Source organism: Chitinophagaceae bacterium, assembly GCA_016713085.1.
GTDB lineage: Bacteria > Bacteroidota > Bacteroidia > Chitinophagales > Chitinophagaceae > Lacibacter.
In genome coordinates this window covers 1,876,408-1,894,044 of sequence record JADJPV010000001.1, presented here as the reverse complement: position 1 = coordinate 1,894,044, position 17,637 = coordinate 1,876,408, and the positions used below count along the sequence as shown (strand labels likewise).

15 protein-coding genes are annotated in these 17,637 nt (G+C 39.0%); 2 read left to right on the top strand and 13 right to left on the bottom strand.

Features of this window, described 5'->3' with window-relative positions:
• Positions 1-263: 263 nt before the first annotated feature.
• The 8 genes from IPK31_09230 to IPK31_09195 form a co-directional block, all read right to left on the bottom strand.
• A complete protein-coding gene (locus IPK31_09230) occupies positions 264-1,526 on the bottom strand; it encodes a TolC family protein (GenBank protein ID MBK8088108.1) in 1,263 nt (420 codons plus the stop codon).
• A 229-nt stretch (positions 1,527-1,755) separates the two neighbouring features.
• On the bottom strand, positions 1,756-3,678 hold the full coding sequence (locus IPK31_09225) for an efflux RND transporter permease subunit (protein ID MBK8088107.1): 1,923 nt from the start codon (positions 3,676-3,678) through the stop codon (positions 1,756-1,758).
• A gap of 21 nt (positions 3,679-3,699) precedes the next feature.
• A complete protein-coding gene (locus IPK31_09220; protein ID MBK8088106.1) occupies positions 3,700-5,004 on the bottom strand; it encodes an efflux RND transporter permease subunit in 1,305 nt (434 codons plus the stop codon).
• 79 nt (positions 5,005-5,083) lie between these two features.
• Entirely contained in the window at positions 5,084-5,716 is a 633-nt protein-coding gene (locus tag IPK31_09215; protein MBK8088105.1) for a DUF3347 domain-containing protein, read from the bottom strand.
• Between the two features lie 7 nt (positions 5,717-5,723).
• Positions 5,724-6,083 carry a hypothetical protein gene (locus IPK31_09210; protein MBK8088104.1) on the bottom strand — a complete coding sequence of 120 codons (360 nt, stop codon included), beginning with the start codon at positions 6,081-6,083 and terminating at the stop codon, positions 5,724-5,726.
• A 268-nt stretch (positions 6,084-6,351) separates the two neighbouring features.
• Positions 6,352-6,672, bottom strand: coding sequence for a hypothetical protein (locus tag IPK31_09205; GenBank protein ID MBK8088103.1), 321 nt, complete (start codon positions 6,670-6,672; stop codon positions 6,352-6,354).
• Between the two features lie 163 nt (positions 6,673-6,835).
• Entirely contained in the window at positions 6,836-7,582 is a 747-nt protein-coding gene (locus IPK31_09200; GenBank protein ID MBK8088102.1) for a cation transporter, read from the bottom strand.
• Between the two features lie 69 nt (positions 7,583-7,651).
• Entirely contained in the window at positions 7,652-8,206 is a 555-nt protein-coding gene (locus IPK31_09195; GenBank protein ID MBK8088101.1) for a helix-turn-helix transcriptional regulator, read from the bottom strand.
• 185 nt (positions 8,207-8,391) lie between these two features.
• On the opposite strand from IPK31_09195, the gene IPK31_09190 reads away from it, so the two are divergent.
• Together IPK31_09190 and IPK31_09185 are read left to right on the top strand one after the other, a co-directional pair.
• A complete protein-coding gene (locus IPK31_09190) occupies positions 8,392-9,357 on the top strand; it encodes a helix-turn-helix transcriptional regulator (protein ID MBK8088100.1) in 966 nt (321 codons plus the stop codon).
• A 183-nt stretch (positions 9,358-9,540) separates the two neighbouring features.
• Positions 9,541-9,828, top strand: coding sequence for a hypothetical protein (locus IPK31_09185; protein ID MBK8088099.1), 288 nt, complete (start codon positions 9,541-9,543; stop codon positions 9,826-9,828).
• 46 nt (positions 9,829-9,874) lie between these two features.
• Here IPK31_09185 and IPK31_09180 read toward each other — a convergent pair whose 3' ends face one another.
• From IPK31_09180 to IPK31_09160, 5 genes are all read right to left on the bottom strand, one after another.
• Positions 9,875-11,179, bottom strand: coding sequence for a redoxin domain-containing protein (locus IPK31_09180; protein ID MBK8088098.1), 1,305 nt, complete (start codon positions 11,177-11,179; stop codon positions 9,875-9,877).
• Between the two features lie 38 nt (positions 11,180-11,217).
• On the bottom strand, positions 11,218-12,570 hold the full coding sequence (locus IPK31_09175) for a RagB/SusD family nutrient uptake outer membrane protein (GenBank protein MBK8088097.1): 1,353 nt from the start codon (positions 12,568-12,570) through the stop codon (positions 11,218-11,220).
• 9 nt (positions 12,571-12,579) lie between these two features.
• Positions 12,580-15,783 (bottom strand): SusC/RagA family TonB-linked outer membrane protein, encoded by a 3,204-nt coding sequence (locus tag IPK31_09170; protein MBK8088096.1) that lies wholly within the window; start codon positions 15,781-15,783, stop codon positions 12,580-12,582.
• Positions 15,784-15,992: 209 nt separating this feature from the next.
• Complete coding sequence (locus IPK31_09165; GenBank protein MBK8088095.1) at positions 15,993-16,502, bottom strand: DUF4974 domain-containing protein; 510 nt, start codon at positions 16,500-16,502, stop codon at positions 15,993-15,995.
• A 44-nt stretch (positions 16,503-16,546) separates the two neighbouring features.
• Positions 16,547-17,278: a FecR domain-containing protein gene (locus IPK31_09160; GenBank protein ID MBK8088094.1), complete on the bottom strand. Its 732-nt coding sequence runs from the start codon at positions 17,276-17,278 to the stop codon at positions 16,547-16,549.
• Between the last annotated feature and the right edge of the window lie 359 nt (positions 17,279-17,637).

Genomic DNA, 17,637 nt, shown 5'->3' with positions numbered 1-17,637 from the left:
CCGCATGATCATGTTCAGCAGTTTCCATTTTCACTAATTGCATTCCACATTTTGGGCATGTCCCTGGTTTGTCGCTGAAAATCGAATCCTGCGGCATAGGACAGGTATACATGATCTTTGTTTCAACAGATTTGAGTTCAGTTGAGCGATCTGTACTGTTGTTACATCCCATCGTCAGCAGAAGCAGTAAACAGGAAGAAAGAAGAAACAAAAAGAAATTGCTCTTTGTCCTTCGCTTAAATGAATGTTGTGTTGCCATATAATTATTTCTTTTCCATTAATCTTTCTAAGGTTACCTGTAACCGCAATGCCTGGTTCAGTAACTCTGTATACTCCAGTTGTGTCATATAAAGTGTTTCCCATGCATCATACAGCATAAATAGTTCTTCTGTATTCTGCTCATACCCCAGCTGCATCGTTTTGTAATTATTTTTCAAAGCCGGAATAATATTTTCGTCGTACAGCTTTACCTGTTTCTTTTTCAACTCCAGTTCATTGCGCATTCCATAGGCCATGCCGCTGTATTCATTGGTCATCATTTCTTTTTGCGACTGCAATGCATTCGCTTTCCATTTCAGACTTTCAATATTTGCCTTATTCATTTTTGACGACCATTTGGTAAGCGGCAGCTTCATCATGCCCATCAATGAAAATTGCATGGGCAAACCACCAAATCCAAACATATGCTCATAGCGGATACCAAACTGTGGTCTCAGACTTTGCCTTTCTGTTTCCTGTTTCAGCCAAGTTAAATTGATGTCTTTGTCAATAGCCTTTAAATCACTGCGGTTACTGTAAAAAAGTGTGCTGTCGAAAACAACGGATGTGTAATCATTAAAACGGTATACAGTATCAATGTCAAACTGAACCATTGCATTTCTTCCCATTAATGCATTGATACGGATACGCTTTTCGTTGATATCATTTTCAAACATCAACTGCATATTTTTTACTCTTCCTAATGCTGCTTTTGCTTTATAATAGGCACTGATTTTTTCTAACCCGTTTTTATAACGGATCTCTGCATTCTTAATCATGAAATCGAGCAGCTTTTCATTCTGTTCAAGGATGGTCAGTTTCTTTTTCAGAATGATCCATTCATAGTAATACTGTTTGGCATCATTGATCAGTTCGTTCAGTGTGGCATTCTTCTTTTCTTTTTCAACTGATGACATGGTTTGCATATAATTTGCATCTGCATTCTGTTTCTTTTTATTCGGAAACATCTGCTGACCTCCGATCATATACTGCCCCATTCCATCTGTGAAGCCACCCATCCCATCATCCATTTTTTTCCAGAGAGATGGATTGTAAGGAGTCATCCACAAACCGGTACTGAACTCAGGTGGCATCCAGCTTTTTGCACCATTCGCTGCTTCATCCATCGAACGGATTTCATTGTTATACATTTTCACAACTGGATGTAAAGTGCTGATACTGTCAATAATCGCATCAAGATTTAATGTTTGTGCTGATAAGTATTTTCCCGAAAGAAAAACAGTCAATATAAAAATGAGTCGCTTCATAATTTTACTATTTAAGAACAACAGTTTTTACCGTTTTGAATGGGTGGACATGGAACTGAACCATAAGAACAAAACACACAGCAGTCGCCCTGCTTTGGTTTTAATATCGTGTTACATTTTTTGCAGGTATAAAAATACTGGCAGGCATCTGTTGGCATTTCTTCCAGCTTCTGATGTCCGCAATGAGGACATGTAATGATTGAAGTAAGTAGTATTTCCATTTTTTTATTTATTCTTTCACATCTATCAGTTCAACCCTGCCCTTGCGTTTTAACTCCCGTTCTTTTATCATTTCAAATATCACCGGAGTAATCAGCAAAACATAAATGGTTGATGAAATCGTACCTCCAATCAAAGGAATGGTAATGGGCCGCATAATATCACTTCCAACACCTGTTGCCCACAGAATCGGAATCAAACCAAACAGACCAACGGACACAGTCATCAGTTTTGGACGTAACCGTTTTGCAGATCCTTCAATTACAAATTCCCGGATGATAGCAGGTGTTAAGGTTTCTTTTGAGTTGCCATGTTTCGCAACCATATTCTCCATGGCTTCATTCAGGTAAATCGTCATGAGCATGGCTGTTTCAATAGCCATTCCGAATAATGCAATAAATCCTACTGCCACCGCAACCGATAAATTTACACCATAGAAATAAACCATGAATACACCACCGATCAATGCAAAAGGAACGGTAATCATTGTTACAAACGATTCTTTGAAGGAATGATAGGTGAAATACAAAACCATAAATATGATGACGAGAACAATGGGCATAATCATCGTCAGCGTTTTATTGGCCCTGATCTGGTTTTCCCATTGGCCGCTCCATTCTAAAAAATAACCTTTGGGTAATTTCGTAATCATTTGATTTAATTTTTTCTGCGCTTCTTCTACCGTACTTCCCAAGTCTCTTTCCCGCACATTAAATAAAACGGTTCCTCTAAGCATCGCATTTTCAGAGTTGATCATCGGAGGGCCATCACTTAATTGAATATCAGCAACAGCTTCCAATGGCACCGGACCAAAGCTCATTGTCTGCACCTGCAGTCGTTTCAGCGCCTGCAGATTATTCCTGAAATCCTGGCCATACCTTGCATTTACTGAAAAACGCTGACGGCCTTCAACTGTAGTTGTCAGTTTCATTCCTCCGAGTGCAATCTCAATAACAGCATTTACATCATCCACACTTAAACCATACCTGCCAATCTCATCTCTTTTAATCGTGATGTCAATGTATTTACCGCCGGTAATCGGTTCCACATACAAATCTTTTACGCCTTCAATTCCTTCCAGTTGTTTTTTGATGGTTTGTGCAAATGCATAAATCGTATCCAGGTTTTGTCCATACACTTTCAATCCAACATCGGTTCGTATTCCTGTTGACAGCATATTGATACGATTGATGATCGGCTGTGTCCAGCCGTTAGTAATTCCGGGAATCTGAAGTTTTGCATTGAGCTCATTGATGATGGCATCCTTGGTCATTCCTTTGCGCCATTCATGTTTAGGTTTCAGCAATATGATGGTTTCAATCATGCTGATGGGTGAATTATCCGTTGCTGTATTTGCCCTTCCCGCCTTACCCAGCACATGCGACACTTCAGGTACTGACCGGATTAATTTATCCTGTACCTGCAATAAACGTTTTGCTTCCGAATTAGATACATCAGGCAATGTAACAGGCATAAATAAAAGCGATCCTTCATCAAGCGGAGGCATAAATTCAGAACCCAGCTTTGTCATCATAAGAATGCCCACAGCTAAAGCAATCAAATTAATTCCGATGGTTGTTTTTCTCCACCGCAAACAAAATTTCAAAATAGGAGTATAAATTTTTTCCAATGTTCGTGTAATGGGGTTTGCACTTTCAGGCTTCAGTCTTCCTTTTAATAAAAAAGAGATTAATACAGGGGTTAATGTAATAGCCAGGAAAGCATCTATTAACAGGATAAATGTTTTTGTCCATGCTAATGGATGAAAAAGTTTTCCTTCCATACCGGTTAACAGAAATACAGGAAGAAAAGAAGTAACAACAATGATCGTTGAATAAAATACTCCCGGCCCCACCTGCTTAGATGATTTTTCAATGATGGCATTCCTTTCTTCAGGAGTTAATGGATCTTTATTTCGTTTAAATAAGTTCACTGTAATTATTTTTTAATTAGATCAAACTGATTTGTCCTGTATTGCCTGTTGTCCATTGCTTTTTGCAGACTGTGCCTCACTGATATGCCTGTATGCATTTTCCACCATCACAATTCCGTCATCCACCACCACACCAATGGCCAGTGCAATACCTGTTAATGACATAATGTTGGAAGAAATACCAAAGATTTGCAGGAAGATGAAACCTGCTGCAACAGAGATCGGCAATTGAATTAAAATGATGACAGCACTGCGCCAGTGAAAAAGAAAAAGGAGTACAACAATCGATACGGCAATGATTTCCTCAATCAATGTTCCTTTTACCGATTCAATTGCTTCCTGTATTAAAGTACTTCTGTCGTAAGAGGTTTTAAAGGTTACACCTTCCGGCAAACCCTTTTCCACTTCTTTCATTTTTTCTTTGATGGCTGCAATAACATTGTTGGCATTTTCATTGTACCGCATCACCACAATGCCGCCTACTACTTCTCCTTTTCCATCCATATCAAAAATGCCCAAACGTAAATCGCCTCCCATCTGTACACTGCCAATATCTTTTACTCTTACAGGAATGCCATTATAATTACTTAACGCAATATTTTCAACATCCTCTTTGTTTTTGATATAACCCAGTCCACGGATGATATAAGCCATATCGGCCATTTCAAATTTCCGGCCGCCCACATCATTGTTATTGGCTTTCACTGTGCTCATCACATCCATCAGGGAAATATTGTAAAACTGAAGTTTCACCGGGTCAACTATCAGCTGATATTGTTTTTCAAATCCACCAAAAGAAGCAACTTCAGCAACACCCGGTACTGTTTGCAATGCAAACTTGATGTACCAGTCCTGCAATGCTCTCTGCTCACCTAAATCCATTTTAGGAGCATCCAGATGGTACCAGTAAATATGTCCAACCCCTGTTCCATCAGGGCCCAGTGTTGGTGTAATACCCTGCGGTAACAAACGCTGTGCATAGTTCAGCCGTTCCAGCACTCTTGTTCTTGCCCAGTAGATGTCAACATTATCTTCAAAAATCACATATACAAAACTCATCCCGAACATAGAAGAACCTCTGATATTCTTAATCTTTGGAATGCCCTGAAGATTGCTTACCAGCGGATAGGTCACCTGGTCTTCTATTACCTGCGGACTGCGTCCCATCCATTCTGTAAATACGATTACCTGGTTTTCACTTAAATCAGGGATGGCATCAATAGGATTTCGTTTGATTGAGTAAATGCCATACGCAAACAGGCCGCCTGCTATCAGCAGAACAATTAGCCTGTTGCGTAAAGCCAGTTCAATTAATTTCTGAACCATATGTTTTAGATTGCAATCAGCAATTGATAATTGGCAGGCTTCCGGTTTTACTTATTGCCAATTATCAATTGCCTGTTAGTTATTGAATGGCTTCTTCAACTGTTCCGCATGTAAGCATTTCCGCTCCGTAATAAGGATTCTTCACTTCCTTCAGTTCACTGATCCACATGGCTCCTTTGTTATCATTATACATCGGGCAATGATCATGATACAAAGCCCTGCCTCCGCCAAATGCTTTCACCAGTTCATACACATCTTCACTTAACGATGCAAAATGCGAACGCTGATGTTTGATCTTATCTCCATTCTTTCCGATATGCTCTGCATGTTCTTTCAGGTCTGCCTCCATTTCATCATACACTTGCTTCTGATCTGCAGTAAAGAATGATTTATCGAGCTTGCTGATAACAGCTTCCATTGCCTTTGCACCACCGGCAGCCTCACTTCCATTATCATTGACCAGTGCATTTTTGATGTGCAGGTAATGATCAACAATTTCTTTAATAGAAGCAGCAATCTTTACATCAACATTGGTGTAAGTTACAGCAACTGTTTTTACCTCTTTATCAACCGGGGCTGTTGCCTCTTGCATGTTGTCTTTACTCATAGTACCCATATCATGCTTTTCAGTTTCAGTTTTAGTGGAACTGTTATTACACGCCGTGAAGACGATCGTGCTGACAGCGATTAAACTGAAGAATAGTTTTTTCATGTTTTAATTAATTTGATGATTTAGACTTTGTTTTCACCTTTGTTAAATTCATTCCGCATTTGGGACACTTACCATCCTTATCTCTAACCACATCAGCATGCATCGGGCAGGTAAAATTATTCCGCATATTCACATTCATTTTTTCTTTTGGTGAGAGTTTCAAATCCATTCCGCATTCTGGACATTTGCCGGGATTTTTAGTTAATACAGCCGCATGTACAGGGCAGGTATAGTTGTTGGTTACTCCCCTTTTCATTTGCTCCTTTTTTGAAAGCTCCAGTTTCATACCGCAGGTAGGGCACTTACCTTCTTTGCTGCTGTTCACATCCGGGTGCATTGTGCAGCTATATAATACAGTATTTTTCATTGTGTCTGTTTTTCCGAGTTTACTCTGTGAAAAACAGTAATAGTCATGATGGAAAAAGCTGCCATCATCAGCATTTTAATTGTTTTCATTTTGTTTGTTTTTAAATGAAAGGAATAATTACAGGGCAATTCATACAGAAATGCCTAAAGCCCGACAAACACTTTGTCCGGCAATAAAAGAAGAGTAAAATTTAAATAAGGAAAACGCAGTTACGGATATAAACCGCTACAGTATAACTTCGGGGAGGTGCATTAGTTAAAGGGTTCTCTTATGTTACAGAAGTAAATCCTATAGCTGGAATTTCAATAAAAGAAACAGGTAATGATGTTGCCACAATCTGCATCAGCTGCAAACTGGCTTCAACCGTCTTTTGATCCGTAGTATTCTTAAAAAATTGATGTTCATCCTTGCAGCATCCATTATCTTTCTTATCAGTTTTCTCCATGCCGCATTCGCCGCAGGTCTTGGATTCATTATGTCCCAAACCCCAGCTGGCCAGCTTACCCATACAGTAATGCATATGAATCGTAGCGCCGGTTGAAGTGCCAAGATATATAAGGGCTAATATGGTTACAACGAACTTTTTCATCATGAATTAAAATACAAAAGTATAATTAAATTAATCAATATTGTTACAAAATTCTGTGAATCTTTTATAGTTTAATGATTTCTACCTTCTTATAACAATCCTTACTTTAACAAAAATGGGTATCAAAGATTCGCAAAACTTTACCCTGCTGCTTGTGTTTTTATCATTCCATAAAGATTGCCAGCAGCATTGCCACACTCATAACAATCATTAAGGCATCTTCAATGATAGTAACCGTACTCATCGGCAGGTTAAACACATCCCCTAAACAGGCACATTTAATTGTACGTTTATTCAATACACTTTGCAATACCCCGATGATGCTCACAGTCATAATAACAAATGTAATGCTGTTGGTAAGCAGGGGGTTAAACCCTGTAAGAAAAGCAATCCCCAAAGCAAGTTCAGTAAAAGCATAGATATAGCCCCAGCCGTTCCATTTCTTTGCAATGATATCATACATGCTGTAGCTCTCTGCAAAGCCCCTGAGATTAAGTAATTTAAAAAATGAAAAGACTAAGAAAAAGCCCGTCATGAAATGATTCATCCACCGCATGGGGGTAAATGCTCCGTTCATCCATTCAGCCAGCAAACTGGTTCCTGTTATGTAGGCAAAGATTAATACAATAGGCTTGTAGGTTTCAAACCATGTCTTTGACACATCTGCTTCTGGAAATGAAAGTTCAACTCTTTGCGGTTGAAGTATTTCATTTAACTGGTACTTTGGATAATTTTTTAGTGCTTGCTTAAATTCACTTGTGGCAATATGTTTGTCCATTTCAATAACAGCCTCTGCCTTTGCTAAATCAATAGATACATGTTGAACCCCGGTAACCTTTGATAATAAATCCTGCACTTTTGACTGGCAACTGCTGCAGGTCATTCCGCTTACAGAATAAGTATGTGTCATAATTAAAATATTAGAACACAAAGTTCTGCTCTGCATCACGGTACATTGTTACAGAATTATGGAAAAAATTTATACCTGTTTGTAATGTACTTTATCCAGTGCATGCCGGTTTGAACTGCCAAGTTTTTTAAAATGGCTTGCCGTTAACCCGGTAACTTTTTTAAATTGTGCCGATAAGTGAGCTACACTGCTGTATCCTAAACGGAATGAAATTTCACTGAGGTTCAGCTCTCCGTACACAAGCCACTCTTTTACCTTTTCTGTTTTCTGCAGAATAAAATACTGTTCAACAGTAATGCCTTCTACCTCAGAAAATAGGCGGGAAATATAACTGTAGTCTTTTTGTATGGCCTTGCTCAGGAAATCACTGATACTGAAATGTTCCTCCACTTCTCCTGACTGTATTTTTTTGATCAGTTTGTTTTTGATGGTTTCAATTTGCTTTTGTTTCTGGTTATCTAATATCTCAAATCCGGTTTCTTTTAATCTTTCATTCAAAATACTTAACTGTTTCTCTGTTGGGGTTTTAGCAAACTCTACTTCGCCCATACTTACCCGGGTTGTTGCCAACTTCAGTTTATCAAGTTCCTGTTTAACTACCAGTATACAACGGCTACAAACCATATTTTTTATAAATAATCTGTAAGTCATAAGTTTAAAATTAAAGAAAGAATGGAAACTTTCTCTGGGTTGTCCTGCCAACCCTTTTATTCTGTACTTGCTATATATCAAATAATTTCAAAATTCAGTGTAATTCTTGTTTCCCCGTTTTTTTTTATCTTACTTTCAGCATTGGCCTTAATTACACCATGACCAGCCGCCATGAAACACTGACTAATAAGGAACTTGTTTGGAACGAACTTCTGCCTGATTCATTTTCAGGCATCCGTCTTCCGGGCAGCACACTATTGTCTGTACAGGATAAATTTGGTGCACTAACAATTCAGGAATACAATGCTCCTGGCTTTTCACTTTTGTATGCTGTAGCTGAACTGCACGAACCTTTCGCATATAAAACAAAAACAGATTTCTCCGGTTGGTATCAGCACATTCTGTTAAAGGGAAACCAAACTGCATACTCATCTTCCGGTCTTCAATGGACATTATTCAAAAATCAATGCATTGTTTTGAAATCTGTCTCTCCTGAAATAATAACAACTTTCAACAAGCCGGGTATCTATACATCAATAACCATTCTTTTCTCTACATCATTATTGGAAGAACTGCTTCCTTTTTTTCCGCAGTTACATGAACAGTATCTGTCTGAAAAGCAGATTCATTATTCGGTCTCACCAGCCTTTTGGTCTGGCATTGAAATCCTCGATGCTGTACAATCAATTATAAACTGCACCTATGAAACGCAACTGAGACAATATTTCTATGATACCAGGATAAAAGATATTCTGTTCTACCTGATGCTGCAAGTAAGCAACACGAACAACTTTGAAAAACAGTTATCTCAAAAAGAAATCGAAGCAGTTACATTGGCAGAACAGATTATTACGAAAGACATCACTGCTCATATTCGCATTCCCGAACTGGCAAAGAAAATTGCTCTCAATGAAACCACGTTTAAACTTGCCTTCAAAAAAGTATATGGAATGGGGCCCTATGAATATCTCATACTCCTGCGGATGAAGAAAGCAGTTATCTGGTTACAGGAAGGAAAATCAGTAAAAGAAACAGCGGCTCTTACAGGTTATCGTCCATCCGATTTTACTGCAGCATTTATCAAACACTATGGATTTAAGCCCAGCTCTGTGAAAAAGAAATAATGTTTAATTCCGATTCCCATGTATTCATTTCCGTTTTCCATTGCAATCAATTTGGTTGCTGGCAAAACATTTTAGAAACTTAGTGGATTGAAAATCTGAACAAATTTTTTATTGCAATAAACAGGGCTAACCGAAAACCTGTAGAAAAGAGTAGGTACAGTAATCATTCAAAATTAAAATCACATGAAACGTTTATTATTGGGTTTATTCGCTCTTATGTTTGTGATTAGCCTCAGTGCTTTTCACCACATGAACAGCAAAAAAGAAAACAAGGCTGCCCTGTCATTCACCTGGCATAAGTACATGAATGATGGCAGTGCTGAATTGGTTCCGGCGGTTACATTTACCGGTACAGAAGCGCAGGCAAGAATTGAATTCGGTTGTCCGGAAGATGATGATATAATTTGTGCAAGAGCTTACGACGATGAGGGTACTCCTCAAAGTCTTTACATTTTGAAAGCGAACCCTTAAAAGCGAACGCCTGCTGTTTGAAACAGCAGGCGTTTTTAAATTTCGGCTATAAGTTCTTTTCTCTGATAACAAGTACATCCGTCATTCTTTCTTCCTGTACAAGCTCAAACCCATACCTCCGTAAATTGAGTTGTACTTTTTCTGTATTTAGTACAACACGGTTATTCTGAATAATTGCATCGATATCCAAATCCATATCAAATGATTTTAAAAAACCACTCTCATCTATAACAGCCATGTTCATATTCCAATTCAGGTAATCAACAAGCACTGCCATTGTTTGGTTGGTAAAATTTGTTATGTTTCCCTGTAGCCATTTTGTTTTTGGTGCAAACCCTTTAGTTCCTGGATTCATTTTGGGTTGCCGGTTAACCAGCACCCAGCACATCATTTTTCTTTTCTCAATATTTGCATTAAAGGGAAAGAGTTGATTCAGATCGTTCAACAATCCCTTATAAAAAACATCTTCGGTTACTTTTTGTGGAAGTATCCGTTCATAACAATATAGATAAGGAATTCTTTGCCTCCTTGTTCCATGTTGTAAATATTCATATGGATCTAATCCTGTTGAATCTTTAATGTGCAGTTCTACTCGCTCTTTTTTTATTAACCCTCTGCTTTGTGAAAAGGCTGCATAAAACATTTGCAGAATACTGCTGTTAAAGGCAGAAAACCTGCTTACTAAAATATGTTGTGTGTAAGCTGGACTAAAGCTTCCAATCGATGCTGAAATACCAGGCTTATAAGCTGTCAATACTGAACGGTACAGTATTTCTTTTGACTCAACTGGCAAAGGTTTGGACAGATCAAAATCAACAAGATCATTTTTTACAGGTAAATACAATACTTCATTCTTAACAAACGCATCTGTATTCTCTGTCGTCAACTCCTCTGCATAAGTAATTGCCTTAATCACTCCATCCTTCCCCACCCAAACCTCATGCGGCAGTTGTTTGAAGCTGATCATTCTTCCCATCAATATTGTATCCTCTGCTACATAAGAGAAGGGTAATTTTTGCATCACTTTATTTTTTTTGACAAATGCCCCCACTGTTTTCCGGTCTTCATAACTGATTGGTACTAATCCAAATCCATTACCTGATTTTTTTATAAGTGAATCTGCCTCTGCCATTGTCTTTACACAGGAGCCGCACCAGGTCGCCCAGAAATCGAGGATCACCGGTTTGTCCTTATAGAAACTGGCAAGTGGAATGTTTAATACTCCGTCACCGCTTAAAACAGTAACAGTAATGGCAGGTAATGTATCACCTATACGAAGTACTTTATTGTTTTGTGTATGGGCATAAAAACATACACTGCAAAAGCAGAGTGCAAAGAATAACCTTTTCATTGTTTGAATGAATTAAATGATCTGATAAATAAATTGTCTTAATACCCGGGGTTCTGCTGCAGATTGGGATTATTCAAAACCTCGTACTGTGGTATTGGAAGCAGTACTGAACCTGCTTTCCAGTTTGGCTTTATCGCCTGGTTAATAATTGTTAAACGTTCAGTTCGTTTCAAATCAAAAAAACGTTGCCCCCACTCTCCAAAAAATTCAACCTTCCGTTCCTGTTCTATTAAAAGCAGCAATGCATTCTTTGTAACTGCAATACTGTTTGGCAATCCCGCCCTTATTCTGATCACATCAAGATCAGCTTTGGCACCTGTCAGGTTATCCTGTTCAGCCCTTGCTTCTGCACGGTTCAGGTATTGTTCACTTAATCGTAGCAACATAACATATTCAGCATTGATCCCTGTAGTTGTACTTCTGTTTTTATATTTATAGGGATAAGTATAAGATTGCACTCCAATTACTGCTGTTTTCAGCCAGGCTGTTTTGCGTTGATCCCCAATTTCAAAACTGTTCAGTAGTCCATCAGGTAAAAAATAACCCGGAGTTGAGCTTCCGCTTGGTATAAATAAATTCCCTGTTTGTGTAAACCCGTTTTGCGTCCAGAACTGGAGAATGGTTTCCTTACTGTTCTTTAAAAAAATGCTGTTCAATGGAATAGAAGAATCATAAATACCGGAGGCAATTACTTCTGTTGCAGCTGCTTCAGCCTGCACCCATTTTTTCTGAAAAAGATAAACTCTTGATTGCAAAGCGGCAACTGCCCATTTATTTGCTCTTACTTTTTCCGCATTTACATAGGTTTCAGGTAACAGCATTTTTGCATCCTGTAAATCTTTTTCAATTTGCTGGTAGATTTCGGTAACAGTACTTCTGGGTGCAACAGAGGTTACACCTAAATCAGTTGTAACCAAAAGTGGAATATCGCCGTATATATTCACTGAATAAAACAAACAGAGTGCCCTTAGAAATAAACATTCTCCCTTTAATTGTTTTCTCACAGCATTTGTAATTGCCGGTACATCATCAATACGTTCCAGTAAAGCATTGCATTGATATATCACCGAATAAAAACCCCGCCATACCATAAGGTTTGTACTGTTGATAGCGGAAACCGATCCGTTGTAATATTCAAGAGTGGATGCATTAGAGCTGGTTGTATTCAATTCATCTGTATACAATCCAAAATGAGTGCTCACATTCCCTGAAATTCCTGTATTAAACTGTGCATAGATGGAAGAAACAACAGCTGTTGCAGACTGGTCATCGTTAAAAACATTTGCAGTTGTTAGCTGCGTTTTAGGTACGCCTGTTTCAACCAGTTTAGAACAGGAAATAAAACTGGTCAGAATAATAAACCCATAGAACCCTGTCAAATATTTTTTCATAACAGTAAATTAAAAGTTGAGTTGAATACCTGCGGCAATAGTCTTCATGGGAGCAATCCCCGTATTAGCTGTTTCAGGGTCATATAAATTTCCCTGCCTGCGCCATGTAAATAAATTCTGTGCTTCAAGATAAAAACGGATTTGCTGCAGTTTAAGCCTGGAAATGATTCTTGTCGGCAGTTGGTAGGCAGCAGATATATTTTTAAATCGTAAATAAGAGGCATTATAAAATACAGCATCCGATTGTGCAAGATTCGTATAAGCACTTGTTACAGTAACAGCGGCTTTTCCAATAGTTGTAATATCACCTGGCTTTTGCCACCTGCTCATTGCAATCGCAAACTTATTACTCCTTGTTCCTGCAATAGTTGAACTGCCTGTTGCAAATTGCTTACTGTATTGAAAAAACAGTGATAGTTCAAATTGCTTATAGCGGAACTCAGTTCCAAAACCACCATAATAATCAGGAGATGTTTTTCCCGCAATTACATAATCTCCTGGCAAACTGACAACTCCATCTTTATTTACATCTTCATATTCCGGCAAACCTGTTTGAGTATTGATACCTGTAAAATGAAGTGTCTTGCGGATGGAAAGGTCTTCTCCAATCACATAAGTATAGGCAAAACTGGAAGAAGCAAGGCCGGGATATTTCAGCAGTTCGTTCTTCGGTAAACTGATATTTCCTGTAACGGATAAACTGATTTTCTCATTACGTATAACAGTAGTGGTAAAATCAAACTCCCATCCCCTGTTCTCAATCAAAGCTGGCAGGTTGGCAAGATAACTTCCAAACGGACCGCTTGTATAAGGCAATGGATAATCAATTAATTGGTTACCGCTTCTATGCTGATAATACACAAGATTAAACAGTATCCTGTTTTTAAGAAACCCGGCTTCCAGGGCTGCTTCAAACTTTCGATTACTCTCCCATCCAAAATTTGCATTCGCAGTTCTCGTTGGCGCAAGCCCCGTTACTCCCTGGTAGTTTGTTCCGTTTGTACCATACGTACTCAGGTATTGATAACCCGGTATCAGATCATTTCCTGTAAGCCCAAAACTGGCTCTTAACTTACCATAACTCACAAAAGAAATGTCTTTGAAAAATACCTCCCTGTTAAACACCCATGCCGCACCAACCGAACCAAAATTGCCAAACCGCTTACCCGGTCCGAAACGGGAAGATCCATCCCTTCTGAAGTTTACATTCAGCAAATACTTTTCTTTATAATCATAATGCACCCTGCTAAATAGGGATGCATATTTATACTGACTGTAACTGTTCGTTGCTGATATAGTTCCCGCCGCCCCGGCAAATGCAAGTAAATTTTCATTACTGTAATTCTTTCCTGTTACCAGGCTTCCTTCACGCACGTTATTCTGAAATGCAGCTCCTGTTAACACACTGAATGTTGAATACTGAAACGAATGAGTATATTCTAATTGAGGCTCAATCGAAAAAACAGAATTCCTGTTATCACCATAATGAGCAGTACTCTCAGAACCAATAAGCGGATTAATAGTAGCCTTCGGGAATAACATCACCTGGTCAAGATCAATCGTTTGATAACCGATACTGGTTTTAAAACGAACCCCTTTTCCAAAATCATATTGAAGTAAAAGATTGGTCAGTAAATTTTTTGCTTTACTGTTTGAAGTCTGTTTTAAAACAGCAGCAGGATTTACATCATTAATCCCTGTCCAGTTATAATTTCCTGCCTGGTCATACATGGGCAGATTGGGAGGTAATGTTAAGATGCTGAACACAGAAGAAGCAAGCAGGTTGTTATCATCTGTACTGTAACTGCTTTTAAGGGTCACTTGAAATTTATGATCACTGGTTTGATGCTGCAGCACAAAATGTGCGCCACCACGCTGATATACCTCATGCCCGGGCAATACTGTTCCTTCTTTCCGGTAATTTCCTCCAATCCTGAAATTCGTTTGTTCATTCCCTCCCGAAACAGATAACTGAACATTGGTAACAGAAGCCCTTCCTCCTAAAATATAATCGGCCCAGTCAGTTCCTTTAGTTGTGTCCCATACTAATAAATCGTATGCATTGCTTGTAGTGGGCAGTACATTGTCATTTGTAAAACCTTCTCTGCGTAATCGTAAATAATCACTTAGTCCAAGCATGGCAGGGAAAGCAGAAACTTCATTGAACCCCGTATAAACAGAAACATCAAATCTTGTTTTTCCAGCTTTTCCTTTCTTGGTGGTAATCAGTACAACACCATTCGCAGCTCTTGAACCATAGATCGCAGTGGCATCTGCATCTTTTAAAATTTCAATGCTTTCAATATCAGAAGGATTAATACTGTTCAATGGGCTGATGGCTCCATTGATACCTGTACTGAGCACATTAAATCCATTGCTCAAAGGAGTACTGCCAAATGGTACACCATCTATTACATACAATGGATCTGTTCCTGCATTAATGGAACCCTTCCCTCTTATCTGAACACTTACATTGCCTCCCGGCATTCCGTTCTGTGTTGTTACAAACACACCGGCTGCCCTTCCCTGTAAGGCGGCTACTGGATTCGCTACAGGTTGCCGTTCAATAACAGAGCTGCTGATCTTGCTCACATTACCTGTATTCATTCGTTGTGTGGTACTTCCATAAGCAATCACCTGTACCTCATCCAGCTTCCCGATTTTTGTTTTCAATCGTATAATTAAATCCTTGTTGTCTGTAATCCGGAAAGTATAATCTTCAACATTTGTTCCGCTGAATAACAGCACAGACCCATCTTCAATCCCTTTGAATTGAAACATACCATCAGCATCAGTAGCAGTTGCAGTATTAGTATCTTTTATTTTTACAGTAACGCCGCTCACTGCATCTCCTCTTTCATCAACAACTCTTCCTCTGATATCAATCAGTTGTTTTTTGTCTGTTTCAATCTTCTCTTCTTTTAATGGTTGCACAATGATATATCTGTCTTCAATAACATAACGGAAAGGCTGTTGATAAAAACACAAATCAAGTACCTGCTTTAGCCCTGCCTTCTGTACATGAATACTTACCGGCTTTGTGGCACGCAGTTGTTCTTTCATATAAATAAATCGGTACCCTGTTTGTTTTTTGATTTCTTTAAAGACAGTTTCTAAGGAAACCTGATCGACAGACAAATCAATCGTTTGTGCAAAACCTCCTGCATGTGTTTTAAAGAAGGTGGCTATGAGCAGCAGGCATAGCAGTTTCATGGTTATAACAGTTTGTCGGTTCTGTTTCCGGTACCTGTAATACAGGAATGGAAAAGCATACAATTCCATACTTTTGTTTGGTTTGGGTTACTTAATCGCAGTTCATGTCACAATCAATTGTATTGGGTTAACCCAAACACCGCTTCGGCAGTTCGGGAAGTGTTCCACCACTTCCCGTTTTGTTTGGTACTAACCCTGCTTTCTATCCGTCAGGGTAATACATAAATCGTTTTGTTTTCAATCTTGAAATGAACAGCATCCGTAAGTTCAAGAAGCTTCAGCAGTTTTTCAATTGATTCACTGCGTAATACTTCTGCATTAAAATGCTGCTTGATTTTTATTTGGTAAACAACTTCTATATTATACCATCTTGCCGCCTGTTGCATTACAGTTTCTATCGAAGCATCTTTAAAATAAAACCATCCGTTTTTCCAGGCAATAATCTCTTCTGTATTGATTCCCTTATTCAATGTAATCACTCCGTTCATTCCTGCTACAGCCTGTTCCCCCGGTTGTAAAATCACTTCACCACTCACGCCTTCTTCCTCACGTCTCCCGACTGCCGACTCACGACCATCGCCTCCCGGCTTTCTTCTCACCTTCACCTTCCCTTCTAACAACGTAGTCTTCACAACCGCATCATCCTTATACGCATTGATATTAAAATGCGTTCCCACTACCTCAACTTCAATACCATTCACCTTTACAATAAATTGCATTTTTTCTTGTCCCCCTTTAGAGCCTGTCCCGCTCATGCGGGAGGCTAGGGTTTTACTTCAAAATATCCCTCTCCTGTTAATTCAACCACTCTTTCCTTTCCGTGAAAACTTACAGGATATTTCAAACTCGATGCTGCATTTAACCACACCCTGCTTCCGTCTGGTAATAAAACATTGTATTGTCCTCCAATAGGAGTTGTAAGCAAATGCTGTTCTTCATTGGTTTGTTCATTATCTACATAGCTTAATTGTCCATCAGCAACTTTCAATACCTCGCTGCCGTCTGTTGAATCAATCAAACCATTCTTCATATCCGCAAGCCTGATTTTTTTTCCGGTTCCCAAAGTGAACAGGGCGTAGTTCCCGCCTGGCTGTATGGCATTGGTCTGTACAGTTACCCGCTCAGGGTTTGGTTTTCGGTTCATCATTGTATAAATCAGGTAAGCCCCTGCAATCAGCACAACAGCCGCAGCTGCACGGTAAAACAGTTGAAATACTTTTCCTTTCTTTTCTTCCTGTGGTTGAAAACGAATTTGTTCTTTGATTTTTTGCAGGGCTGCTTCCGTATCAATCGCATTTCTTTCCTGCATACCTTTTGCAATTCCTTCCGGACTGATCAGTTCTTCAAACAATCGCTGATTTGCATCACTTGCAGTGATCCATGCATCCAGCTCATCATGCTCTGCATCATTAAGTGTACGCTTAATAAAACCGGCCGTTAAATAAGCGATCCGTTGCGCCTCCTCTTCCCTGTTATTGCCTTCAATGTCTTTCATGCTATTAAGATAAAATATTTTCCGGCCCCTGTATACAGTAAAAATCCACAAACCCTTTAAAAGGACTAAAGAATAAGAAAATAAATTTTGATTGAACTTGACATAAGTCAACTTTTCACTGCCTCACAAAATAAATAATCGAATAAACAAACCGATTGAAGAAAATCATACTGCCCAAGTCTGAGATGATGATAAGAAATTCCTCTGCTGTTAACCACAGTAGCATTACTGCTTAATCAGGGAACGATCCGCCATCGTGGGGTGTCCGATGGCGGGCTCTTTTTGTTTCTACTGAGCGATAGCCGAAGTATTGGAGAAGTGTTTACATACCGACCGAAGCGTCGGAACAAAAGAAAAAG